The following is a 15633-nucleotide window of genomic DNA, read 5'->3' as shown; positions in this document are numbered from 1 at the left end:
CCGTCCAGCGATGGCATACGTGCCTCCAGTTCTTGCTACGAAGCGGTAACGAGGTACGGTTAAGACGCCGTAAACGACGTTTCCAGCTGATGGCCGAGCGCCTGTCCGCCGAGCACGATCGCCCCGAGCGGCCCGGCATTGTTGCCCAACGCAGGCGGTACGATGAACGTATCGGTCAACGCGACCTCGGGCAGCGTGATATAGCCCCCCAGGCTGCGCGTCATCGCTGCGCGGACGCGGGGGAACAGGTGCGACGCGCCCATCACACCGCCGCCCATCACGATGCGTCGCGGGATCCCGGTCAGCACCAGCGTGTGACACAGCTGCCCCAGCGCATCGGCGACCCCGTCCCAGACCGGATGCTCGGCCGGTGCCTCGTCCGCAGGATGACCGATCCGTGCGGCGATCGCCGGACCGGCGACGAGCCCCTCGATGCAGGCGCCGTGGAACGGGCAATTGCCGATCCAGTCGTCGCCGTGGAACCGCGCAGGCCGGATATGGCCGAGCTCGGAATGCGTCAGCCCGTCGACCGGGCGGTTGTTGGCGATCAACCCCGCGCCGACGCCGGTACCGACGGTCACGTACGCGATATCGGGCAGCCCCTTCGCCGCGCCCCAGAACGCCTCGGCGAGCGCCGCGCCGACGACGTCGCTGTGGAAGCCGGTCGGCACGCCGTACCGGCGCTGCAACCGCCCTGCGACATCGGTGCCCGCCCAGCCCGGCTTGGGGGTCGAGGTGATGTGGCCGTAATCATGCGAATGCCGATCGATCGAGACCGGACCGAAGCTGGCGATGCCGATCGCGACGAACCCGCTCCACCGGTCGAGCACGGCTTCGATCGCCGCCATCGTCTCGTCGGGCCGGGTAGTCGGGATACGCACGGTTTCCTCGATCTGGTCGGGCCCGCGCGCAAGAATACAGATGCATTTGGTCCCGCCAAGTTCGATACCTGCGACCAGAGGTGCTTCCGTCATCACAAACTCCCAACACGTTGCGGCGGCCCGCTTCCTTTGTGGACGCCACACAGTCAAGGGGGCGCCGACGGGTAATGGTGCTAAGCCCACCGAACGCGATCACTGTGAGCGGACAATTCGTTCGCAGTCGATCCGCGCAGTCGTGCGTTCAACGAGTTCGGTTTACGTCAACAGACAGGAATTTCCCGATGGCGAAGAAGCCCGCAAAATTGCCCAAGCTCGATACGTCGGTCGAGGCGCAGCCGCAGTACAAGGTCGAATACCGCGAGATTCAGCCTTACGGCACGCTCAAGCGCCTGCCGATCGCGCTGGAGGACAACGCCCGCGCGCAGAGCGTCGCGACGCTGAACCAGGTACTCGCGGATACGATGACGATCCGCGACATGTACAAGAAGCATCATTGGCAGATGTCGGGCGCCACCTTCTACCAACTGCACCTGCTGCTCGACAAACATTACGAGGAGCAGGCTGCGCTGGTCGATCTCATTGCGGAACGGATCATGGCGCTTGGCGGCATCTCGATCGCGATGGCGCACGACGTCGCCGAGATGACGACGATCCCCCGCCCGCCCAAGGGCCGCGAGGATGTCCCGACGCAGCTCGCACGCCTGCTCGAAGCGCACGAGATCATCTTGCGCCAGGCGCATGAGGGCGCGGAAGCCGCCGACGAGTCCGGTGACGATGGCACCAACGACCTGCTGGTGAGCAACATCATCCGCACGCACGAGCCGCAAGTGTGGTTCCTGGCCGAACATCTCGCCGAGACTGAACTCGTCCGCAGCGACAAGTAAGGCGATGTTGCAATCCTCCCCCGCAAGGGGGAGGTGGCAGGCGCCAGCCTGACGGAGGGGGAGGAAAGGAATTACCGCTGTTGCGCGTTCCTCCTCCTCCGTCACCTCCGGCGACACCTCCCCCATGCGGGGGAGGATTTAAATGCTCGCGTACGCTACTCGACCGTGACGCTCTTCGCGAGGTTGCGCGGCTGGTCGACATCCGTGCCCTTGAGCACCGCCACGTGATACGCCAGTAGCTGCACCGGCACCGCATAGACCAGCGGCGCGATCAGCGGGTGGACCTTGGGCATGGTGATCGTCGCCATGCAGCCTTCGCCGGCCGCCTGGATCCCGTCATAGTCCGAGATCAGCACGACCTTGCCGCCGCGTGCCATGACTTCCTGCATGTTGCTGACAGTCTTTTCGAACAGCGGCCCCGACGGTGCAATGACGATGACCGGGACATGCTCGTCGATCAGCGCGATCGGTCCGTGCTTCATCTCGCCAGCGGCATAGCCCTCGGCATGGATGTAGCTGATTTCCTTCAGCTTCAGTGCGCCTTCGAGCGCCAGCGGGTAATCCGTGCCGCGGCCAAGATACAGCACGTCGCGCGCGCTCGCGATCTTGTGCGCCATCGCCTCGATAGCCTCGTCATACGCAAGCGCGCCGTTGAGTGCGGCAGGGGCCTCGGCGAGGTGGCGGACGATCTCGCGCTCCTGATCCCGCGTCAGCAGCCCCTTCGCGCGCGCCAGGTTTGCGGCAAGCGCGGCCAGCACGGCAAGCTGGCAAGTAAACGCCTTGGTCGAGGCCACGCCGATTTCCGGCCCGGCATGCGTCGGCAGCAGCAGATCCGCTTCGCGCGCCATCGAGCTGGTCGGCACGTTGACGACGACCGCGATCTTCTGCCCCTCCGCCTTGGCGTGACGCAGCGCGGCCAGCGTGTCCGCGGTCTCGCCCGACTGCGAGATGAACAGCGCCAAGCCGCCGTCTTCCATCACCGGCGCGCGGTACCGGAATTCCGACGCGACATCGAGATCGACGGGAACGCGCGCGAACTGCTCGAACCAGTATTTGGCGACCATGCCGGCATAGAAGCTCGTCCCGCACGCGACGATCGTCACGCGCTTGATGCTCGACAGATCGAACTCGGGGATCGGCAGCGATACCTCGCCCTCCATCCGCTTGAGATACGAGCGCAGCGTCTGCGCGACGACGATCGGCTGCTCGTAAATCTCCTTGAGCATGTAGTGCTTGTGGTTGCCCTTCGAGATCACATCGCCGGTGACGCCCGAAATCGTGATCGCTCGCTCGACGGGCGCGTTGTCGCGGTCATAGACCTGGGCGCCGTCACGCGTGAGCACGACCCAGTCGCCCTCGTCGAGATACGCGATCCGCTGCGTCAGCGGCGCGAGCGCGAGCGCGTCCGAGCCGAGGTACATCTCGCCGTCGCCGTGGCCGACAACCAAGGGCGAGCCGAGACGCGCACCGATCAGCAGGTCGGGATGCTGGCGGAACAGGATCGCGAGCGCGAACGCGCCGTGCAGGCGTGGCAGCACGTCGCGGACGGCGGAGACCGGATCCATTCCCGCCTCGACCTTCTCGCTGACCAGATGCGCGACGACTTCGGTATCGGTCTCGCTGGTGAACACGCGACCACGCGCGGTCAGCTCTTCGCGCAGCGGCTTGAAGTTCTCGATGATCCCGTTGTGGACCACCGCGACTTCGCCGGTCGCATGCGGATGCGCGTTGTTGGTGGTCGGGCCGCCATGCGTCGCCCAGCGGGTATGGGCGATCCCGGTCTTGCCCGGCAGCGGATGCGCGGCGAGTTCGTTCGCGAGGTTGACGAGTTTCCCCGACGCGCGCCGACGCTCGATCGCGCCGTCATTATCGGTGGCGATACCCGCCGAGTCATACCCGCGATATTCGAGCCGCTTCAGGCCGTCGAGCAACCGGCCCGCGACGTCGTCGCCGCTCAGAATTCCAACGATGCCACACATAACGCCTGTCCGTTCTCGTTCAGTCGACCGAGAGGAGCTGTTCGCCCCGCTCGATGACAACATGGGTCTGATAATAATATTTGCCGGTCGGGCGGCCGTCGTAGGTAAAGTTGATCCGTACCCGGCGGGCTTCGCCGTCGACATGGATCGTCCGCCCCTGCAACGCGGTGTCGACGGGGGTACCGAGCCGGCTTTCGAGCTGCGCCTGCGCGATCGGTCGAACCTCGAGCGAGAGGTTGCGCGGGTCGCGATAGTCGGTTTCCGAATTGAGATAAAGGCTCGATCCCTGTCGTCCTGACGCACGCACCGTCATGACGAAGACGCCCGGATACGCACCGGGGGCCAGCGCCGCGGCCCGCTCGATCGCGACCATCGGCACTACCGCATCGCGCGAAATCTGAGGCGTGGCGCACCCTGCCAACGCTGCGAGTAGCGCCGGTGCGACGATCCTCATGCCCGCTTCCTTGCAAGCATTCTCTCACGGAAACGCGCCGCCCAGCCGGGTTTGGCGATCTGTTCGGGGCGGACCAGCGCGAGCGCGTCGGCCTCGACATCGGCGGTCACCACCGAGCCGGCTGCGACGATCGCACCGGCGCCGATATTCACGGGCGCGACCAAGGCCGAGTTCGAGCCGATGAACGCCCCCTCGCCGATGACGGTGCGGTATTTGAAATAGCCGTCGTAATTGCAGGTGATCGTCCCCGCGCCGATGTTCGCGCCCGGACCGATGTCCGCATCGCCGATGTAGGTGAGGTGGCTGACCTTCGCGCCCTCGCCGATAACGGCTTTCTTGACCTCGACGAAATTGCCGACCTTGGCATCCGCGTGCAGTTCCGCGCCGGGGCGCAGGCGCGCGAACGGGCCGACATTGGCACCCTTGCCGACGGTGGCGCCTTCGACGTGGCTGAACGCGTGGATCGTCGCGCCGTCCTCGATCCGCGCGCCGGGGCCGAACACGACGTTGGGCTCGATCACCACGTCGCGGCCAAGTTGCGTGTCGTGCGCGAACCAGACGGTGTCGGGCGCGATCAGCGTCACGCCGTCCGCCATCGCCTGTGCGCGACGCATCGTCTGCCAGGCAGCCTCGACGCCGGCGAGCTCGCCACGGCTGTTGACGCCGGCCACTTCGTCCGCGCCGGTTTCGATGACGGCGGACGAACGGCCTGCGGCGGCGGCAAGCTCGACGATATCGGTAAGGTAATGTTCGCCCGCCGCATTGTCGTTGCCGAGCCGGTCGAGCAACGCGAAGAGGTCTGTCGAACGCACCGCCATCAGTCCGGAATTGCAGAGCGTCACCGCGCGTTCCGCCTCCGATGCGTCCTTATACTCGACGATTCGGTCCATCCGGCCCGCAGCGTCGGCGATGACGCGACCATAGGCGCCGGGATCGGCGGGGCGGAAGCCGAGAACGACCACCGCAGGCATATCGTCGCCGTGCAATCGGTCGATCATCCGCTGCATCGTCGCGGCGGTGACCAGCGGCACGTCGCCGTAAAGGATCAGAACGTCGCCTTCGAACCCGGCAAGTGCCGCGCGGGCCTGCGCCACCGCATGGCCGGTACCGAGCTGTTCGGCCTGGAGCGCGGTGGCGATGCCGTGTGGCGCGACCGCCGCCTCGACCTGCTCGCGCCCCGCCCCAGTGACGACGACCGTCTTCGCGGGGTGCAATGTCGCCGCGCTTGCAACCAGATGCAGCAGCATCGGCCGCCCGGCGATCGGGTGAAGCACCTTGTGCAGGTCCGATTTCATCCGCGTGCCCTTGCCGGCCGCGAGGATCACTACCGCGATCGGATGCACCGGAAACGGTTGGTCGTTGGAATGCGTCGTCATGGAAGGATCGCTGCCACGAAAGCCTTGCCAATTCCATAGCGTCGCTGGCAGGCCCCCGTGCAATGACGCATTTTTTATTCGATATCGTCGGGTTCGACCTCGACGGCACGCTGCTCGACACCAGTGGAGACCTTGCCGCCGCGGTCAATCATGCGCTCGCCTCGGTCGATCGCCCACAGCTTACCGTCGAGCAGGTCAAGCCGATGATCGGCGGCGGCGCGCGGCATATGCTCAAACAGGGCCTGACTGCGACCGGCGGCTATGACGAGGCGATGCTCGACACGCTGCATGCCAGGCTTCTCGCTTACTACGAGGCGAATATCTGCGTGCATACCAGACCGTATCCGGGCGTGATCGAGGCGCTCGACGCCCTGGCGGCGAAGGGCGTGACGCTCGGCATCGTCACCAACAAGATCGAGCGGTTCGCTCGGACCGTGCTCGCCGAACTCGGGCTGACCGAGCGTTTCGCGTGTATCCTCGGCGGCGACACGCTGACCGAGTCGAAGCCCTCGCCGATGCCGATCCATGCGATGGTGAAGCTGTGTGGCGGTGGCCGCGCCGCGTTCGTCGGCGATTCGGTCTTCGACATCCAGGCCGGACAGGCGGCGGGGTTGCCGACGATCGCGTGCAGCTTCGGCTTCCTGATGCAGCCGGTCGCCGAGCTTGGCGCCGACGCGGTGATCGATGGCTACGACGAACTGCTGCCGACGCTGGAAAGGCTCGGCGCATGAGCCGGACGCTGCTCACGCGCATCGCGCTGGTGCTGGCGGTGGTGTTCGCGGTGACGATGGCGCTGCTGCCGAAGCCGCCGCATATGCCGACCGACCAGTTCGGCGACAAGTTCGAGCATATGCTCGCGTTCGCCACGATGGCGTTGCTGGCGGCGCTCTCGTTCCCGACCGCACGGCTGTTCCGGATCGGCGAGCGGCTGTCGTTCCTCGGTGCGCTGATCGAAGTGCTGCAGTCGATCCCGTCGCTGCACCGCGATTGCGACATCCACGACTGGATCGCCGATACGCTGGCGATCACGTTGGTGTTGCTGATTGTCTGGGCGGCCCGGCGCGGGCGCGGCGCGCGATTGCCTTAGGTATCCCCGAAGTCACAGCCGCGCCCTCCTGCCGTCACCCCAGCGAAAGCTGGGGTATCATCGTGCAGGCCACCGTCGCTCGCCAAACGGGGAGATCCCAGCTTTCGCTGGGGTGACGTCAGGAGGGGACGAGGTGCCGAGTGAGGAAGCGGTTGTGGCGTCTGCGAAGACGGATAGCAGCCAGGCTCACCCCTTCCTGAACTTGATCCAGAGATGCCGCGCGAGCATCGCCGGGGGCATGCGCAGCCAGTGCGAGCGGACATAGAAAGCGAACCGGGTCAGCGGGCGCGTCGGCCTGCCCCAGCCGTCGCGCGCGGTAAGGCGGCGGATGTAGAGGCGATCGATACCGCTCGTGCGGCCCTCGCCGAACAGCGCATCGGCCAGCCGTAGCGATCGCGCCACCTCCCGGTGCAGACCATGATGAAGCGCGTTCGCGCCGAGCCCATCGGTCCCGAACTCGTCGACCAGACAGCGGATGTCCCACAGGTTGCGCAACCCGCCCGCCAGATCACCGTCCGCGAACAGGTGCGCCGCTGCGTGGACGATCATACCGTTGGAGGAGAGCGTGCGCAGGCCGTTCTCCAGCGCCACGCTCCCCTCAATCAGCATCCCTGCATCGGGCGTGATCCGCGCGGTCAGCGGCAGGATCGTGTGGTGGACGTCGATCATCCGATCGCGATCGCGGTGGATCAGCGGCGGGAGCTCGTGCATCCAGCGGCGGTAATAGACGTCGTCATACGGGTCCGGCTTCACCCATTCCCACCCCCCCGCGAGCAACGCCGCCTCGACCGCATCGAGCGAGGCGCGCGGCAACAAAATGTCGAGATCGCCTATCGACCGCCCCTGCCCCGCCGACAATCCCGCCGCGACGAACGCGGTGCCCTTCAGCAGCACGACCGGGCAGTCGACCGCGGCGAGCGCGCGCCGTGCCATCTCCGCTTCCCACAGCGCCGCGCGCCTGCCGTGCTCCGCGGCGGCCCGCGCGTCGGCGAGTATCGCCTTCACCGCGTTCGGCATCGCCAGACCGTCGAGCCGCAGCGCCAGTGTCCCGATCAACTGTTCCGCGCGCGCCATCGCCAGCAACGCGGTCCACCCCTCCGCACCGAGCCCGACAACGCTCGACGGATCGGCCAGCGCCCGCGCGAGCATTCGGGCGTCGGTCACAGGTCCGCCCATAAGGCCTCGACCTGCTCGATCGCGCCCGGCCCATCGGGATAATCCACCGCGATCGCGGGCACGTCGGCGATCAGCCCGGTCAAGGCCCGAAACCCCGCCTCGCCGAGCGCGACATAGTTGGTCGAGGCCTGCGTCATCCGCACGAACGCTTCGCCGGGCTGGACCGACCGCGTCTCGGGCGCGAACCCGTAGCGCGGGAATACCAGCAACGCCGGCCGCCCAGGCACGTCCATCGCCGCGATCGCCCGCGCATCGGGAACCATGTGGCGGATGTCGCCCTTCGGCGTCGCGCGCAGCAGCGGCCCCATCCGCGCCTCTGGCCATGCCGCCTCGGCCGCGGCAATCCCCTCGTTCTTCAGGCTGATCAGCCGGGGAAACGCGTGCACCAGCCCGGTCGCTGGATCGAGCAGCACGAACTCGTCCCCCATGAACCGCCAGCCCTTCGCCGCCAGCAGCGTCGCGAGCGTCGACTTGCCCGCCCCCGAAACGCCGGTCATCAACAGCGCACGCCCGTCGCGCTCGACCGCCGACGCATGCAGCAACAGATACCGCCGCGCGCCCAGCGCCATCTGCAGGTTCATCGCCATCTCGGCGGCGAGCAGCCCCTGCCGCAACGGCAGCGGGGCAGCCTCGGGCAGCATGTAATCACCGCCGATCTCGACCGACGGGCGAAGGAAACGCCGCCAAGGCCGACGCGCGAACAGGCGCACGGTGAAGTCGGGCACGCCGTCCGGCGGCTTGGGATAATCGCGGTACAGCGTCTCGAGGTGTGCGATCGGCGCGCGCCAGTCCGAACCGATGCGGAAGCCGACCGGGCCGATCCGCACGGAGAAGGCATGCCTCATGCGCGCTCGACCAGCCCGGCCTCCACCAGTTCCTCGAGCCGCGCCGCCAAAGTCTCGCGGGTGCCGTCAGTCAGATCATAGTCGCGCCCGAGATGCACGAGCAGCGCATCGAGCGATTGCGCGCCATCCTGCACAGCGGCAAGGATCTGCGGTGCAGGATCGGTCAGCAGATGCGTGATCCCCGACGCCCGGTGATAGACCGCGGTAAACTCGTCGAGCGGTGCAATCAGCAGGCCATCGCTCGGCGGTGCGCGATAGACCGCATTATCCACGGCCTCAGCCGCGCGGCATCTGCAGCGATGCGAAACAGGTGAAGCCGCCCTGGCCACGCTGCAACCGGCGGATATATTTGACATAGGCGCGGCTGCGCTCGGAGTCGGTCCCGGGCAGCGTGCTGCCATTGGCCATCGCGCGCTTGACCTCTTCGCCCTTGAACGGACGTGGTGACGAGGGAAACGCCCCCCTGGTACGCGCGGGAACGACCTTGCCATCGGCATCGATGTAGCTGCCTGCGCGGCTCGCATCGGGGACGGGTATTTCGCAGTTCAGTACCGACCCCGCGGTCTGCGCGAGCGCGGGCCGGATCGACATGACCGCACCGGCCGTCACCGCACCGAGCGCCAGCACGCGCCGCCGCGACGGCACGTCGGCGCTTGCGGCGGCATCCGGGTTAGGCGGGTCCTGAGTGAATCGCGTATCGTCCATGATGCCCCTGCTATAGTGCAGCCCTTTCACAATCCTGAAGCGCTGACAATATAGCCGCGCCGACCGTACCGAACTAGGACGGGCGAGCGCCCAGTCTGTGCGCCCTGGAGATTACAATGCTGTCGGGATTTGGCCTGCGTACCTTCTGGGCGATCGTCGTCGTCGTCGTCGCATCGATCGGCGTGTTCGCGATTACGCGCGACGTGCAGGGTGCGATCGTCGCGGTGGTCGGCGGGATCGCCGCCGCGCTGGTCGCGGCAGGGACTGGCGACGAGGCGCCTGCCCCCGACGATGCGGCGCATACCGCGCCGTCCGTGCTCGACGACGTGCTCGATGCGATCGTCGCGCCGGTGCTGCTGGTACAGGACGGGCGCGTGACGCTTGCCAACCGCGCGGCGCGGACGTTGCTCGGCGCGCATATCCTCGGCGAGGATGCGCGCGTCGCGATCCGGCATCCGGCGGCGGCGGAACGACTGGGAACACCGGGACCGATCGACGGCGAGCGGCCGATCGAGCTGGTCGGGCTCGGCACGCGCGACCAGCGCTGGGAGATGCGGCTGAGCGAGGCATCGGACGGCCAGCGGATCGTCCACCTCGTCGACCAGACCGGCAATTACGCCGCCGAGCGGATGCGGATCGATTTCGTCGCCAATGCGAGCCACGAGCTGCGCACGCCACTCGCGTCAATCCTCGGCTTCATCGAGACGCTGCGCGACGAGGCGGGGGAAGATGCGGACGTGCGCGCGCGCTTCCTCAAGGTGATGGACGACGAGGCGCGGCGGATGCAGCGGCTGGTCGAGGATCTGATCTCGCTGAGCCGAATCGAGGCGGAGAAGTTCCGCCTGCCCGACAGCGCGGTCGATCTCGCGCAATTGGTCGAGGACACGCGCGAGGAACTGGCCGACGCGGCGGGCGATCGCGGGCAGGATCTGGTCGCGACGATCGCTTCGGACCTGCCGGCGGTATCGGGCGACCGCGTCCAGCTGTCGCAGATGCTCCACAATCTGATCGGCAACGCGATGAAATACGGTCGCGCGGGGACGCCGGTGACGATCGCGCTGAAACGCGACGATGCCGGCATGATCCGCCTTTCGATCCGCGACGAGGGCGACGGGATCGCGGCAGTCCATATTCCGCGGCTGACCGAGCGCTTCTATCGCGCCGATGCAGGCCGCAGCCGGTCGCTAGGCGGCACCGGGCTCGGCCTCGCGATCGTCAAGCACATCGTCGAGCGGCATCGCGGGCGGCTCGATATCGCCAGCCAGGTCGGCGTCGGCACCACCGTGTCGGTCATTCTGCCGCCAAGCGGCGTGGTGGCAAAAGGCGGTGTCATAAAAGGGTAACGCAACTGTCACACAGGATCGCCTTAAGTACCGCTAAGGCCGGTGCATGACGGGAATTCTGGTGCAGCGGTTCGTTCTTCTAGGAGTGTTGGGGGCGGTGACGGGCGCTCTGACGGCGTGCGTCGATCAGGCGAACGGCGGCGGTGCAGGCTCGCGCGACCAGATCACCGCGGTCGGGTCCTCGACGGTCTATCCGTTCACGACGATGATCGCCGAACAGCTCGTCGCCAACGATCCCGATGCGAAGGCACCGGTGATCGAATCGACGGGCACGGGCGCCGGGATGAAGTTGTTCTGCGCAGGGATTGGCGCGGCGCACCCCGATATCGAGGATGCATCGCGGCGGATGAAGGCGAGCGAATATAAGAGCTGCGCCGAGAACGGCGTGCGCGACGTGATGGAAATCCAGGTCGGGATCGACGGCATTGCCTTTGCCGAGGCGAAGAACGGCCCGAAGATGCAGCTGACGCCGACCGACCTCTACAAGGCTTTGGCCGCCAATCCGGGCGGCAAGGTGAACACCGCGCGAGTTTGGCGCGATGTGAACCCGGCGCTGCCCGCGGTGCCGATCCAGGTTTACGGCCCGCCCGCAACGAGCGGCACGCGCGATGCGCTCGCCGAGCTGATCCTGACCAAGGGGTGCGAGGCGAGCGATCCCTCGGCCAAGCCGCTCGCGAAGTCCGATCCCGAGGCCCACAAGGCGCTGTGTACGCGGGTGCGCGAGGACGGGGTGTATGTCGATGCGGGTGAGAACGACAATCTGATCGTCCAGAAGCTGCAGTCGAACCCGAATGCGATCGGCGTGTTCGGGTACAGCTATCTCGAAGAGAATAAGGACGCAGTGAACGGGGTGTCGATCTCGGGCGTCGCGCCGACCTATGCGACGATCGCGGACAATGCGTATCCGGGGTCTCGGCCGCTGTATATCTATGTGAAGAAGGCGCATCTGACCGCCATTCCGGGATTGCGAAACTTGCTGAAGCTGTATGCGGCGAATTGGGGTGCGAGCGGGCCGCTGGTGAAGCGCGGGCTGATCGCGGCGCCGGCCGCGGTCCAGGCGCGGTCGGCGGCGATCATCGCGAACGAGACGGTGCTGGATCCGGCGGTGTTGTCGTGATCGGTTTCCTGTTCACTACGCCCGCCTTCTTTTCGGTTCCCTCGCGAAAGCGGGGGTCCAGGGGCCAAGCTCGATATCGGAACTTAGCTGGGCCCCCGCGTCCGCGGGGGAACGGGGGTTTGGTGACGTTTGGTTCACACAACAGGGCAACCACCCCAGCGACCGCCGCCACCCCGGCGAAGGCCGGGGCCCAGTTGGGCACCGTTGCATTGGTTGGCGATGCGCATAGTTACCTCGACCTTTCCACCTGGGCCCCGGCCTTCGCCGGGGTGGCGGCCGGTGAGGTGGTGCGTATGCTCGCAACCAATCATGGCGGGCGAGAAGCATAATGTCCGCCATCGCTCTCCTCTTCCTCGTCGCAGGCCTCGGTCTCATCGGCTGGCTCACCGCGCGCGTCCGCGCCACCCGCTTCCGTGCCGGCAGCACTGCTAGGTTCAGTTCGCTGCCGTCGCATCACGGCTGGTACGTCGCGCTGTGGACCGCGATCCCGCCGCTCGTATTCCTCGTGGTGTGGTCGGTGACGTCGCCCGCGCTAGTCACCGATGCGGTCCTCGCCACCCCGGCGGCGATCCAGCTCCCCCCACCCGGCTTCGACCGCGCCTCGATCCTGTCCGAAGCGCGCAGCCTCGCCGAGGGCCGCAGCTTCGGCGCCTTCCACGGACTCGCGCAGACGCTCGCCCCCTCCTACGCCGCCGCGCAATCGCGCTACGACTGGATCGCCACCGCCGCCGCGCTGCTGCTCGCCTTTGCCGGCGGCGCGTTCGCGTTTACCCGCGTCAAACCCGGGTTCGGCGCGCGGACGCAGATCGAGCGGGTCGTCATGCTGATGCTGCTCGGCGCATCGCTGATCGCGATCCTGACCACGGTCGGGATCGTCGCCTCGCTGCTGTACGAATCGGTGCGGTTCTTTTCGGTCGTGCCGATCACCGACTTCCTGTTCGGGACGCATTGGAGCCCGCAGGTGATCGACGCGCGCGATCCGGGCGCGTCGCTCGGCGCGGTGCCGTTGTTCTGGGGGACGTTCTTCATCGGCGCGGTGATCGCCATGATCGTCGCGATCCCGTTCGGGCTGATGAGCGCGATCTACCTCACGCAATATGCCAAGCCGACCACGCGCAAATGGATGAAGCCGATCCTCGAGATGCTCGCGGGCGTGCCGACCGTCGTCTACGGCTATTTCGCGGCACTGACGGTCGCGCCCGCGGTGCGCGATCTCGCGGTGTCGATCGGGATCAGCTGGGCGTCGTCCGAAAGCGCGCTCGCCGCGGGGCTCGTGATGGGCATCATGATCATCCCGTTCGTGTCGTCGATGGCGGATGACTCGATCGCCGCGGTGCCCTCGTCGATGCGCGACGGTAGTCTCGCGATGGGCGCGACCTCGTCCGAGACGATCCGCCGCGTGCTGCTCCCGGCAGCCCTCCCCGGTGTCGTCGGCGGCGTGCTGCTGGCCGTGTCGCGCGCAATTGGCGAAACCATGATCGTCGTCATGGCAGCGAGCGGCGTCGCGACGCTGACGCTCAACCCGTTCGCCAGCACCACGACGGTCACCAAGCAGATCGTCGACCTGCTGACCGGCGAGGCGGAGTTCGACAGCCCCAAGACGCTCGCCGCGTTCGCGCTGGGCTTGACCCTGTTCGTCGTCACCCTGCTCCTCAACATCGTCGCGCTCCGCGTCGTCAAACGGTACCGCGAAGCCTATGACTGACACGCTCGTCACCCCCCTGCCGACCAGCACCGCGGAGCCGGTGCGCCGCGTGCCGACCGACTGGACGACGCAGGCGATGCAGTCGCGGATCAAGCGTCGCTACGCGTCCGAGCGCCGCTTCCGTTTCGCCGGGCTCGCCGCGGTTTGGATGTCCGCGGCATTCCTCGCCTTCCTGCTGTTCTCGATGCTGAGCCAAGGCGCGAGCGGGTTCGTCGAGACGCGCGTCGCATTGCCGGTCGATCTCGCGGCGGCAAAACTCCCGATCGCGCCTTCGCGGCTGGTCGGACGCGGCGCCGATCTCGCGCTCGCCGGCGCGGGCCTCGAAGGCACAGTGCTGGCCGCCGCGAGCACCGCCTACGGCAAGGACGGCGCGAACCTGTTGTCCGACGGCGCGTGGGCGGTGGTCCGCGATGCGATCAAGGCCGACCCGTCGCTGCTCCAGCGCAGGACGGTGTTCGAAGTCCCCGTCTCCAGCCCGATCGACGTCGCCGCCAAGGGCGTCGGCACGCCCGAGGCGGAGGCGACCTATGCACGCCTCAACGCCCGCGGCGCGGTGTCGCGCGGCTTCAATGCCGGGTTCCTGACCTACGCCGACTCGACCGACGCCACCCGCGTCGGAATCTGGGGCGCGTTCAAGGGATCGCTGTTGACGATGGCGGTTACGCTGTTGCTCGCCTTCCCGATCGGCGTGTTGTCGGCGCTGTATCTCGAGGAATACGCGCCGAAGAACCGCTGGACCGACCTGATCGAGGTGTCGATCAACAACCTCGCGGCAGTTCCCTCGATCATCTTCGGCCTGCTCGGGCTCGCCGTATTCCTCGGCACGTTCGGCATGCCGCGATCGGCGCCGATCGTCGGTGGCCTGACGCTCGCGCTGATGACGATGCCCGTCATCGTGATCGCCGGGCGCAACGCGATCAAGGCGGTCCCGCCCTCGATCCGCGATGCCGCCCTCGGCGTCGGCGCATCGCCGGTTCAGGTCGTCTTCCACCACGTCCTGCCGCTCGCGCTGCCCGGCATCCTCACCGGCACGATCATCGGCATGGCGCGTGCGCTGGGCGAGACCGCACCGCTGCTGATGATCGGCATGCGCGCGTTCATCGCCGCGCCGCCGTCGGGCCTGAACGATCCGGCGACCGTGCTGCCCGTCCAGATCTTCCTCTGGTCCGATCAGGTCAGCCGCGGGTTCGTCGAAAAGACGTCGGCGGCGATCATCGTCCTCCTCGTCTTCCTGCTCGCGATGAACGGCGTCGCGATCTACCTCCGTAACCGATTCGAGACACGCTGGTGATGAATTCCAAACCCAAGACGCCGGTCCTGAAAATGACCGCGCGCAACGTCTCCGTCGCGTACGGCAGCAAGCTGGCGATCGACAACGTCTCGATCGACGTCGACCAGGACGAGGTGGTCGCATTCATCGGCCCGTCCGGCTGCGGCAAGTCGACCTTCTTGCGCACGCTAAACCGCATGAACGACACCGTCGCGAGCGCGCGCGTGACCGGCGAGATCAAGCTCGACGGCCAGGACATCTATTCGCCCGACATGGACGTGGTGCAGCTCCGCGCCCGCGTCGGCATGGTGTTCCAGAAACCCAACCCGTTCCCGAAGTCGATCTACGAGAACGTCGCCTATGGCCCGCGCATCCACGGACTGGCCGGCGCGAAGGCGGATCTCGACCGGATCGTCGAGAAGTCCCTGCGGCGTGCGGGCCTGTGGGACGAAGTCAAGGATCGCCTCTCGGACAGCGGCACGGCCTTGTCGGGCGGCCAGCAGCAGCGGCTCTGCATCGCGCGCGCGATCGCGGTCGATCCGGAGGTCATCCTGATGGACGAGCCGTGCTCGGCACTCGATCCGATCGCGACCGCCAAGATCGAGGAGCTGATCCACGAACTGCGCGGCCGCTATGCGATGGTGATCGTCACGCACAACATGCAGCAGGCCGCGCGCGTCAGCCAGAAGACCGCGTTCTTCCACCTCGGCACGCTGGTCGAATACGGCAACACCTCGGACATCTTCACCAATCCCCGCGAAGAGCGGACCAAGGATTACATCACCGGCCGTTACGGCTGAGTGGGGGAAAC

General features: G+C 67.0%; 16 protein-coding genes. 8 read left to right on the top strand and 8 right to left on the bottom strand.

The window, feature by feature from the left end:
* Window positions 1-59 precede the first annotated feature (59 nt).
* The gene (locus tag C8J46_RS09165) at window positions 60-974 is read right to left on the bottom strand and encodes an ROK family protein (RefSeq protein ID WP_132737796.1); all 915 of its coding nucleotides are present in this window, start codon (window positions 972-974) and stop codon (window positions 60-62) included.
* Window positions 975-1162: 188 nt separating this feature from the next.
* Between C8J46_RS09165 and C8J46_RS09160 the strand changes: the two genes are divergently transcribed.
* Window positions 1163-1765 carry a DNA starvation/stationary phase protection protein gene (locus C8J46_RS09160; protein ID WP_132737793.1) on the top strand — a complete coding sequence of 201 codons (603 nt, stop codon included), beginning with the start codon at window positions 1163-1165 and terminating at the stop codon, window positions 1763-1765.
* A 155-nt stretch (window positions 1766-1920) separates the two neighbouring features.
* Here the strand turns inward: C8J46_RS09160 and glmS are convergent, their stop codons facing one another.
* From glmS to glmU, 3 genes are read right to left on the bottom strand one after another with little or no spacing between them, the layout of a single operon-like run.
* Window positions 1921-3744: a glutamine--fructose-6-phosphate transaminase (isomerizing) gene (gene glmS, locus C8J46_RS09155; RefSeq protein WP_132737791.1), complete on the bottom strand. Its 1824-nt coding sequence runs from the start codon at window positions 3742-3744 to the stop codon at window positions 1921-1923.
* A 19-nt stretch (window positions 3745-3763) separates the two neighbouring features.
* Window positions 3764-4198 (bottom strand): hypothetical protein, encoded by a 435-nt coding sequence (locus tag C8J46_RS09150; protein WP_132737789.1) that lies wholly within the window; start codon window positions 4196-4198, stop codon window positions 3764-3766.
* On the bottom strand, window positions 4195-5574 hold the full coding sequence (gene glmU / locus C8J46_RS09145) for a bifunctional UDP-N-acetylglucosamine diphosphorylase/glucosamine-1-phosphate N-acetyltransferase GlmU (protein ID WP_132737787.1): 1380 nt from the start codon (window positions 5572-5574) through the stop codon (window positions 4195-4197). The genes C8J46_RS09150 and glmU overlap by 4 nt, the downstream gene beginning before the upstream one ends.
* 62 nt (window positions 5575-5636) lie before the next feature.
* On the opposite strand from glmU, the gene C8J46_RS09140 reads away from it, so the two are divergent.
* A complete protein-coding gene (locus C8J46_RS09140) occupies window positions 5637-6305 on the top strand; it encodes an HAD family hydrolase (RefSeq protein WP_132737785.1) in 669 nt (222 codons plus the stop codon).
* Window positions 6302-6661 (top strand): hypothetical protein, encoded by a 360-nt coding sequence (locus tag C8J46_RS09135; RefSeq protein ID WP_132737783.1) that lies wholly within the window; start codon window positions 6302-6304, stop codon window positions 6659-6661. The genes C8J46_RS09140 and C8J46_RS09135 overlap by 4 nt, the downstream gene beginning before the upstream one ends.
* Window positions 6662-6847: 186 nt before the next feature.
* On the opposite strand, the gene C8J46_RS09130 is transcribed toward C8J46_RS09135, so the two are convergent.
* Genes C8J46_RS09130 through C8J46_RS09115 form a run of 4 tightly spaced genes read right to left on the bottom strand, consistent with a single transcriptional unit; the run spans window position 6848 to window position 9387 of the window.
* Entirely contained in the window at window positions 6848-7837 is a 990-nt protein-coding gene (locus C8J46_RS09130; protein WP_132737781.1) for a nucleotidyltransferase family protein, read from the bottom strand.
* Window positions 7822-8682, bottom strand: coding sequence for an HprK-related kinase A (locus C8J46_RS09125; RefSeq protein WP_132737778.1), 861 nt, complete (start codon window positions 8680-8682; stop codon window positions 7822-7824). The genes C8J46_RS09130 and C8J46_RS09125 overlap by 16 nt, the downstream gene beginning before the upstream one ends.
* On the bottom strand, window positions 8679-8954 hold the full coding sequence (locus C8J46_RS09120) for an HPr-rel-A system PqqD family peptide chaperone (RefSeq protein ID WP_243643294.1): 276 nt from the start codon (window positions 8952-8954) through the stop codon (window positions 8679-8681). The genes C8J46_RS09125 and C8J46_RS09120 overlap by 4 nt, the downstream gene beginning before the upstream one ends.
* Before the next feature lie 4 nt (window positions 8955-8958).
* Window positions 8959-9387 carry a hypothetical protein gene (locus tag C8J46_RS09115; protein ID WP_132737772.1) on the bottom strand — a complete coding sequence of 143 codons (429 nt, stop codon included), beginning with the start codon at window positions 9385-9387 and terminating at the stop codon, window positions 8959-8961.
* Between the two features lie 116 nt (window positions 9388-9503).
* Between C8J46_RS09115 and C8J46_RS09110 the strand changes: the two genes are divergently transcribed.
* From C8J46_RS09110 to pstB, 5 genes are all read left to right on the top strand, one after another.
* Window positions 9504-10730 (top strand): ATP-binding protein, encoded by a 1227-nt coding sequence (locus tag C8J46_RS09110; RefSeq protein WP_132737769.1) that lies wholly within the window; start codon window positions 9504-9506, stop codon window positions 10728-10730.
* A 46-nt stretch (window positions 10731-10776) separates the two neighbouring features.
* On the top strand, window positions 10777-11847 hold the full coding sequence (locus C8J46_RS09105) for a substrate-binding domain-containing protein (RefSeq protein WP_132737766.1): 1071 nt from the start codon (window positions 10777-10779) through the stop codon (window positions 11845-11847).
* Window positions 11848-12175: 328 nt separating this feature from the next.
* Window positions 12176-13552, top strand: coding sequence for a phosphate ABC transporter permease subunit PstC (pstC, locus tag C8J46_RS09100; protein ID WP_132737763.1), 1377 nt, complete (start codon window positions 12176-12178; stop codon window positions 13550-13552).
* Window positions 13545-14843 (top strand): phosphate ABC transporter permease PstA, encoded by a 1299-nt coding sequence (gene pstA / locus C8J46_RS09095; RefSeq protein ID WP_132737760.1) that lies wholly within the window; start codon window positions 13545-13547, stop codon window positions 14841-14843. The genes pstC and pstA overlap by 8 nt, the downstream gene beginning before the upstream one ends.
* Window positions 14843-15622, top strand: a complete 780-nt coding sequence (gene pstB, locus C8J46_RS09090) for a phosphate ABC transporter ATP-binding protein PstB (RefSeq protein ID WP_132738279.1) — start codon at window positions 14843-14845, stop codon at window positions 15620-15622. Before pstA ends, pstB begins: the two co-directional genes overlap by 1 nt.
* The last annotated feature ends 11 nt before the right edge of the window (window positions 15623-15633 follow it).

Source organism: Sphingomonas sp. PP-F2F-A104-K0414, from assembly GCF_004340945.1.
In the GTDB taxonomy this organism is placed as follows: domain Bacteria; phylum Pseudomonadota; class Alphaproteobacteria; order Sphingomonadales; family Sphingomonadaceae; genus Sphingomonas.
The sequence above is the reverse complement of the archived record's forward strand: the minus strand, read 5'-3'. Positions and strand labels throughout refer to the sequence as shown.

Coding starts and splice junctions, on each gene's coding strand:
- C8J46_RS09165 (WP_132737796.1), bottom strand. CDS start 974: ATGACGGAAGCACCTCTGGTCGCAGGTATCGAACTTGGCGGGACCAAA.
- C8J46_RS09160 (WP_132737793.1), top strand. CDS start 1,163: ATGGCGAAGAAGCCCGCAAAATTGCCCAAGCTCGATACGTCGGTCGAG.
- glmS (WP_132737791.1), bottom strand. CDS start 3,744: ATGTGTGGCATCGTTGGAATTCTGAGCGGCGACGACGTCGCGGGCCGG.
- C8J46_RS09150 (WP_132737789.1), bottom strand. CDS start 4,198: ATGAGGATCGTCGCACCGGCGCTACTCGCAGCGTTGGCAGGGTGCGCC.
- glmU (WP_132737787.1), bottom strand. CDS start 5,574: ATGACGACGCATTCCAACGACCAACCGTTTCCGGTGCATCCGATCGCG.
- C8J46_RS09140 (WP_132737785.1), top strand. CDS start 5,637: ATGACGCATTTTTTATTCGATATCGTCGGGTTCGACCTCGACGGCACG.
- C8J46_RS09135 (WP_132737783.1), top strand. CDS start 6,302: ATGAGCCGGACGCTGCTCACGCGCATCGCGCTGGTGCTGGCGGTGGTG.
- C8J46_RS09130 (WP_132737781.1), bottom strand. CDS start 7,837: ATGGGCGGACCTGTGACCGACGCCCGAATGCTCGCGCGGGCGCTGGCC.
- C8J46_RS09125 (WP_132737778.1), bottom strand. CDS start 8,682: ATGAGGCATGCCTTCTCCGTGCGGATCGGCCCGGTCGGCTTCCGCATC.
- C8J46_RS09115 (WP_132737772.1), bottom strand. CDS start 9,387: ATGGACGATACGCGATTCACTCAGGACCCGCCTAACCCGGATGCCGCC.
- C8J46_RS09110 (WP_132737769.1), top strand. CDS start 9,504: ATGCTGTCGGGATTTGGCCTGCGTACCTTCTGGGCGATCGTCGTCGTC.
- C8J46_RS09105 (WP_132737766.1), top strand. CDS start 10,777: ATGACGGGAATTCTGGTGCAGCGGTTCGTTCTTCTAGGAGTGTTGGGG.
- pstC (WP_132737763.1), top strand. CDS start 12,176: ATGTCCGCCATCGCTCTCCTCTTCCTCGTCGCAGGCCTCGGTCTCATC.
- pstA (WP_132737760.1), top strand. CDS start 13,545: ATGACTGACACGCTCGTCACCCCCCTGCCGACCAGCACCGCGGAGCCG.
- pstB (WP_132738279.1), top strand. CDS start 14,843: ATGAATTCCAAACCCAAGACGCCGGTCCTGAAAATGACCGCGCGCAAC.